The following is a 6,791-nucleotide window of genomic DNA, read 5'->3' as shown; positions in this document are numbered from 1 at the left end:
AGGAACGAGGAGGAACGAGGAGGAACGAGGAGGAACGATGCAGGAACACGAGTTCGTGTCCGCCGTGCAGCAGTCCGCCCGCATCCCCGACCACGAGCACGCCGTGCAGGCGGTCCGGTCGACCCTCATGGTGCTGGGCCAGCGGTTGTCCACCGAGGCGGCCGACCTGGCGGCGCAGTTGCCGGGTGAGCTGGCCGACGCAGTCCCGACCGACGGGTCGGTCGAGCGGTTCGACCTGGCGGAGTTCTACCGCCGGGTGGCCGAAGCGGAGGGCCGCGGCTGTACCCCCGAGCAGGCACGTCAGCACGCCCGCGCGGTCACCGCAGCGCTGCGGGAGGCGGTGGGGGCGGAGTACCTGCACGTGCTCGACCAGCTGCCCGCCGACTACGGCGACCTGACGCACACGGAGAACGCCCAGCACTGACCGGGCAGCCCCCGTCGGCGGCCTGGCTCACCGCCCGCTGTGATCTCGGATCACGCAGCGGGGACGGTGGCCGGCGCGGACTCGGGCAGCACGTGGGAGAAGACCGACGTCGGTTCCCCGGCCTGGTCCCGGACCACCGAGACGCGCACCAGCACCGGCACCTCGGTGCCGTCGGCGTGCCGGAAGCGGGTGGAGAGCTCGGTGACGCCGATGAACTCGGTGAACAGCGCACCGACCGCCGCCTGGCCGTCGGCCGGGGTCAGGTCCTGGACGCGGCGGGCGGCGAGCGCCTCGGTCGTGCTCCCCAGCAGCGCCGCGAACGCCTTGTTCACCCGTACCAGCGAGCCGTCCATCCGGGTCAGGGTCATGCCGATCGGGGCGTCGTCGAAGGCGTGCCGGAACATCAGTTCGCTGTCGGCCAGGTCGCGCCGCGCCTCGACCGTGGCGGTCACGTCCCGGGAGACCGAGAGCACCTCACGCACGGTGCCGTCGTCGGCGGCCAGCCGTCGGGTGTCGCTCTCCAGCCAGCGGACGCTGCCGTCCCGGTGCAGCACCCGGTGCACCCCGAGGCCGGCGCTGTACCGGGCAGCGAGCTCCCGGTCCGTGCGGACCCGTGCGAGGTCGTCGGGGTGGAAGAAGTCGGCGACGGACCTGCCGACCAGCTCCTGCGGCAGCCAGCCGAGGATCGACCCGCTGCTGGCCGAGGCGTAGGTGATGACCCGCTCCGGGGTGGTCACCAGGACCAGTTCGTCGTTGCCGCCCAGCGGCAGCACGGCGTCGCTGGCCAGCGGTTCGGCCAGGGTGCGGGAGGTGAGCAGTCCGGCGAGCCGGGGCGAGGCCGGCTCAGGGCGGCCGAACAGCCAGCCCTGCGCCGAGTCGCAGCCCATCGAGACCAGCTGCTGGGCCTGCTCGGCGGTCTCGACGCCCTCGGCGCAGACCCGGCGGCCCAGGCTGTGCGCCGCCTCGATGACCAGCCGGACCAGCACCGCGTCGGCGGTGTCACTGGCCACCCGCTCGATGAACGAGCGGTCGATCTTGACCAGGTGCACCGGCAGGGCGCGCAGCAGCGTCAGCGCGGAGTGCCCGGCGCCGAAGTCGTCCAGGGCCAGCCGCACGCCCAGGTCGCGCACCTGGCTCAGCCGCGCCGCGGTGGCGGTCAGGTCGGTGATCGCCGCGGTCTCGGTGATCTCCAGGCACAGCCGGTCCGGGGCCAGCCCGCTGTCGGCCAGCGCCCGGGTCACGTCGTCGATGAAGCCCCGCTGGGCCAGTTGCACCGGGGAGACGTTGACGGCGACGGTCGGGGGCACCCCGGAGGGGCCGGCCGGCCACGAAGCGGCCTCCCGGCAGGCGGTCTGCAGCACCCAGCGCCCCAGGTCGACGACCAGGCCGGTCCGCTCGGCGAGCGGGATGAACTGGTCGGGGGCCACCCTGCCCAGCTCGTCGTCCTCCCAGCGGGCCAGCGCCTCCACCCCGGTCACCTGGCCGGAGGGCAGGGTGACGACCGGCTGGTAGTGCAGGGACAGCGAGCGCGACTCGATGGCCAGCCGCAGCCGCCGCTCCATCCGGTGCCGGGCGCGCACCGCGTCGGTGGTCTCGGCGTCCTCCAGCAGCGCGGTGTCGAAGTGGGCCACCCGGCCCCGGCCCAGCGACTTGGCCCGGAACATCGCCAGGTCGGCCCGGTGCAGCAGCTCGTCCGGCGAGCGCACCTCCATCGAGCAGCTGGCCACCCCGACGCTCGCCCCGAGGCTGGCCAGCTGTTCGGCGTCCCGGTGGGCGCCGCGCGGGAGGACGACGAACGGCGCCGCCGCGGTCAGCACGATCCGCTCCGCCAGCGCGGTGCTCTGCGCGGTGGTCAGCGCCGGCGTCAGCAGGGCGAACTCGTCGCCGCTGAGCCGGACCACCAGGTCCTCGCTGCGGGCGACGGTGCGCAGCCGATGCGCGAACTCGGTCAGCACGTCGTCACCGGCCGCGTGGCCGAGATGGTCGTTGACGTCCTTGAACCGGTCCAGGTCGATGACGAACAGCACGGCGGAGGACCCCGGGCAGACGGCCTGCCGCAGCCGCTCGAGCAGGAACAGCCGGTTCGGCAGCCCGGTGAGGGGGTCGTGCAGGGCCTGGTGGGCGTACTCCTGGGCGAGCTGTTCGAAGACGGCGGTCACCGGGGCGACGCCCAGCCGGCCGTCGGGCCAGGAGACCAGCACGCCGTCGAGCAGGTCCTCGCCGCCGGAGCGCCGGTGGATGACGGCCGCGGCCGCGCGGGCGACGGGGCAGTCGGCGGGATACCGCAGCGTCTCCGGTGGTGCGGCGTCCCGCACCCGGCGGCGCTGCTGCAACAGCCGGCCGTAACCCAACCGGCCGGTCATGGACAGCTCGAACCACGATCGGCTGACCAGCACCGGGTCACCGGGCCCGTCGACGACGACCCAGCGGAGGGAGGCATCGCGCCGGAACAGCGCGTCGACCGAGGCCATCGTCGCGCCCCCGGGCACCCGGTGGACGGGCTGCGCGAGCTCACGGAGGATGCCGCCGGCGTCGGTGCGGGCCAGGTCGGCGGAGAGCGCGACCTGGAGGGCTCCGTCGGGGAGGGCGACGGTCGCCGTCGTGGTGCTGCTCATCCGTGCTGGTCCTCTCGGGTCGCCGGCCATGGTGACGCCCAAGAGTCTGCAGACGATCGCTGTGCGTGACGACGCCCTCTCACCCGTCCGAGTCCATCTTGATCGTCGGTCCTCTGCGCGCGATGGGCCCGCGTCGGGGATCATGGGGGCGTGGTGGCATCCCCGACGGCAGAGCTGATCGTGCTGGTCGACGAGGACGGGGCGGAGATCGGCACCATGCTGAAGCCGTTGGTGCACACCGGCGAGACGCCGTTGCACCGCGCGTTCTCCGCCTACCTCTTCGCCGACGACGGCCGGCTGCTGGTCACCCGCAGAGCGGCGGAGAAGGCCACCTTCCCGGGGATGTGGACCAACACGGTCTGCGGGCACCCGGGGCCGGGTGAGGACGACCTGCAGGCGATCGCCCGACGTGCCCGGTACGAGCTCGGGCTCGACGTGGCCGATCTGCGCCCGGCGCTGCCCTCCTACCGCTACCGGGCCGAGTTCCGGGGCGTCGTGGAGAACGAGATCTGTCCGGTCTACGTCGGCCGGTTCACCGGCACGCCGGCACCCGAGCCCAGCGAGGTGGGGGAGTGGGAGGTGCTGGACTGGCACACCTTCCGCGCCCGGCAGGAGACCCAGCAGTACGACGCCTGGTCGCCCTGGTGTCGCGAGCAGGCCCGCCTCATCGAGGCCGCCGGGCTGCTCCCCGTCGCCGGGTGACCGCGACGCCCACGCTGCGCAGCCCCTCTCCGGAGGCCCGGCCCGTGCGAGCGGGGGTGAGCCTCCGGAGCGGGGCTGTCAGCAGGCGTTGACGACCAGGCGGACGGTGCAGCCGTCGCCGGAGTCGTCGGCCGGCGACGCGGTCAGGCTGTCGACCGAGCGGCGGGCCAGCCACAGGCCCATCCCGCCGACCCCCATGTCCCCGTGCGCCGGTCCGTAGCCCACCAGCGGGTCGTCGAAGGCCGTGCCCCGGTCGGTGACCGCGCACAGCAGCCGCTCGGGCGTGCACCACAGCCGCACGTCGACCGGGGGCACGCCGTGCTCGGAGGCGTTCGCGGTGACCTCGTCGATGGCCAGCACGAAGTCCTGCGCGGCGTCCGCGGACAGGGCGCTGTCGGCCAGCACCCGGTTCAGTGCCCGGCGCAGCGCCCGCATGTCCTCGAGGTCGACCATGGCCAGCGTGGGCTCGGTCTCCTCCAGCGGGTCGGGGACGGTGGCGCGCAGCACCTCGCGGAGGAGCTCGTCGGGCGCCCGGAAGTCCGGGCTGCGGACCACGCCCTCCTCGGTCAACAGCCATGGGTGGGTGGCCCGGGCGATGGCGTCGACGTCCGGGCCGCCCTCGACCGGCGGACCGAGCAGGCAGATGTGGTCGACCGGGCGCTCGGCGAGCACGTGGTTCACCAGGGCCTCGGTCTGCAGCCACACCGCCGGATCGGCGTCCGGTCCGCCGGGCCCGGTCACCAGGTGCAGGCGGCGGCCCGCCCCCGGGGCGCACTCGTCGACCAGCCCGGCGATCGCCGCGAGGACGGCCGGTGGCCGGCCGTCGACCGGCTGGGTCGGGGCGACGTGCACGTCCCCGGCCTCCCGCAGTGCGGTCACCAGCGCACTCGCCACCTTCTCGGGGCAGGCGATCACCACCGGCTCCCCGGCGGCCAGGGCCTGCCGGAGCACCGGGGCCACCACCCGGGTCAGGTCCTCGCCCGGCTGGAGCACGTGCCCCACGTGCCGGTACCCCTGGTGTTCGACTCCCTGGTGTTCGACTCCCTGGTGTTCGACTCCCTGGTGTTCGACCCGCTGGTGCTGGGACGTCTGGTGCTCTTCGTCGCGCTGCGTCACGGGTCACCTCCTCGTCGTCTTCTCCGACTCAGCCCCCAGTGCCCGGAGACGGTGATCGGGACACATCGATGCCTGCGGGACACACAGCGGCCGCTCAGGGTTTCGACCGGTGTGCGTCGGGTCAGCGACCAGGAGTGGGCGCAGCGGAGCAGGGGAGCCCCATCCAGGCCGAGGAACGCCCCGGTTGCCCCAAGCGGATGGTCTTCGGGCCCTGCGGCGGGGTGCGCGACGACGGCGGCTGTGAGCTGGCGCCGCATCCCTGCGTCTTCCTGGCCCCGCCCTTGCCACGCTGGACCGACCCGACACCGTCGGCGCCGCTGCCTCCGCCGGGCGGCTTGCTGGACCGGGCGCGGACCGGCCCGGTCGTCCTCACCGACCTCACGGTGCGCCCGTTCGACCCGGCCTCGGTGCGGGCCGTCGTGGCCGCGCTGGCGCCGGTCAGCGACGGACTGCTGGTCGGGGAGCACCAGAACCGGCCCGACCTCCCGCCCACGCTGATGGCCCAGGAGGTGCTGGCCGCCGGCGGCCGGCCGTGGACGACGCTGGCCTGCCGGGACCGCAACCGCGTGGTGCTGGAGCAGGAGCTCGCGGGCCTGGCCGCGGTGGGGGTCGACGGGGTGCTCTGCGTGACCGGCGACGGCCGCGGTCCGGGCGTGCGGCCCGGCGTCAGCTCGGTGTTCGACCTCGACGGCACCCGGCTCGCCGCGCTGGCTGCTGCGGCCGGGCTGACCGCGGCGGTGCCGGAGTCCCCGGACGCGCCGCCGGTGCCGCTGCGCCCGCAGCGAGTGGCCGAGAAGGAGCGCGCCGGCGCCCGGCTGTGCGTGCTCAACCACGTGGCCGGCCCGGCCCGGCTCGCCGCCTTCACCGCCGCCGCCCGGGCGGCGGGGGCGACCCTGCCGTTCCTCGCCTCGGTCGCCGTCTACACCGACGAGCGCTCGGCGCGGGTGCTCCAGGCCTTCCCCGGCCTGCACCTCGACGACGCGGCCGTCGAGCGGGTGCTCGCCGCCCCCGACCCGGTGGCCGCCGGCATCGAGGCCGCGGTCGGGGAGGCCCGGGCCCTGCTCGCCGTGCCGGGCGTGGTGGGGGTCAACCTGTCCGGGCTGGCGTCCGCCGGCGGACCGGCCGCGGCCGCAGCAGTCAAGGCCGAGGTGGCCACCAGGATCCGGGAGGGCACGTGAGCGAGATCGCCAGCGAGGCGATGGAGTCGGAGTTCGGCACGGTGGCCGGCTGGACCGAGGAGGCGGTGCGCGCGCTCGGGCCGGAGCACGCCGTGCCGGCCGGCTGTCGGGGCAGCGGCAGCGAAGGTGCGCTGCGCTGGCTCGCCGACACGCTGGCCCTCCGCGCCGGGGACCGGGTGCTCGACGCCGGTGCCGGGGTCGGCGGGCCGGCCGGCTGGCTGGCGGCCGACCGGGGGGTGCGAGCGGTCTGCGTCGAGCCGATGGCCGAGGCTGTGCACGCCAGCCGCGCGCTGTTCGGGCTGCCGTCGGTGGTGGCGCTGTCCCAGGGGCTGCCGCTCGCCGACGCCTCCTTCGACGCCGCCTGGGCCCTCGGCGTGCTGTGCACCACCGAGGAGAAGCCGGCGATGCTCGCCGAGCTGGCCCGCGTGCTGGTGCCCGGCGGCCGGCTCGGACTGCTGGTGTTCGTGGCCGAGGCGCCGCTGCCGCCGCCGCTGCCGGAGGGCAACAGCTTCCCGAGCCCCGCGGAGGTCGACGCCCTGCTGGCCCAGGCAGGCTTCGCGGTCACCGGCACGGCGGATGCCGATCTCGGCGACAGCCCGCCGGAGTGGCAGCGGCGGGCCGACGCGGTCGAGGCCGAGGTCCGGCGTCGGCACGGGGACCACCCGGCGTGGGCGCAGGCGGAGGAGCAGTCCGGCCGGGTCGGCCGTCTGCTGGGCTCCGGCGCACTGCGGCCCCGGCTGCTCACCGCCGTCCGCA

General features: G+C 75.3%; 6 protein-coding genes. 4 read left to right on the top strand and 2 right to left on the bottom strand.

Going from position 1 to position 6,791, the window contains the following annotated elements:
• Positions 1–424 (top strand): DUF2267 domain-containing protein (locus G5C62_RS24515; protein ID WP_206330841.1); only part of this gene is annotated, 424 nt, incomplete at its 5' end.
• Between the two features lie 50 nt (positions 425–474).
• On the opposite strand, the gene G5C62_RS24510 is transcribed toward G5C62_RS24515, so the two are convergent.
• Positions 475–3,039, bottom strand: a complete 2,565-nt coding sequence (locus G5C62_RS24510) for an EAL domain-containing protein (protein WP_164703062.1) — start codon at positions 3,037–3,039, stop codon at positions 475–477.
• Between the two features lie 150 nt (positions 3,040–3,189).
• Here G5C62_RS24510 and idi point away from each other — a divergent pair, with 150 nt between their 5' ends.
• Positions 3,190–3,741, top strand: a complete 552-nt coding sequence (gene idi, locus G5C62_RS24505; RefSeq protein WP_164703061.1) for an isopentenyl-diphosphate Delta-isomerase — start codon at positions 3,190–3,192, stop codon at positions 3,739–3,741.
• Between the two features lie 78 nt (positions 3,742–3,819).
• Here idi and G5C62_RS24500 read toward each other — a convergent pair whose 3' ends face one another.
• The gene (locus G5C62_RS24500) at positions 3,820–4,857 is read right to left on the bottom strand and encodes an ATP-binding protein (protein WP_164703060.1); all 1,038 of its coding nucleotides are present in this window, start codon (positions 4,855–4,857) and stop codon (positions 3,820–3,822) included.
• A gap of 134 nt (positions 4,858–4,991) precedes the next feature.
• Here G5C62_RS24500 and G5C62_RS24495 point away from each other — a divergent pair, with 134 nt between their 5' ends.
• Complete coding sequence (locus G5C62_RS24495) at positions 4,992–6,035, top strand: methylenetetrahydrofolate reductase C-terminal domain-containing protein (protein WP_241176113.1); 1,044 nt, start codon at positions 4,992–4,994, stop codon at positions 6,033–6,035.
• Positions 6,032–6,791: class I SAM-dependent methyltransferase (locus tag G5C62_RS24490; RefSeq protein ID WP_241176112.1), on the top strand; the 760-nt coding region annotated here is incomplete at its 3' end. The genes G5C62_RS24495 and G5C62_RS24490, both read left to right, overlap by 4 nt.

The sequence above is a fragment of the Modestobacter sp. KNN46-3 genome (genome assembly GCF_011039295.1).
Note: the sequence above shows the minus strand (reverse complement) of the source record. Positions and strands in the feature narration are given on the sequence as shown.

Bases quoted from the DNA above. Each gene is read 5' to 3' on its own strand.
- G5C62_RS24510 (WP_164703062.1), bottom strand. From the start codon at position 3,039: ATGAGCAGCACCACGACGGCGACCGTCGCCCTCCCCGACGGAGCCCTC.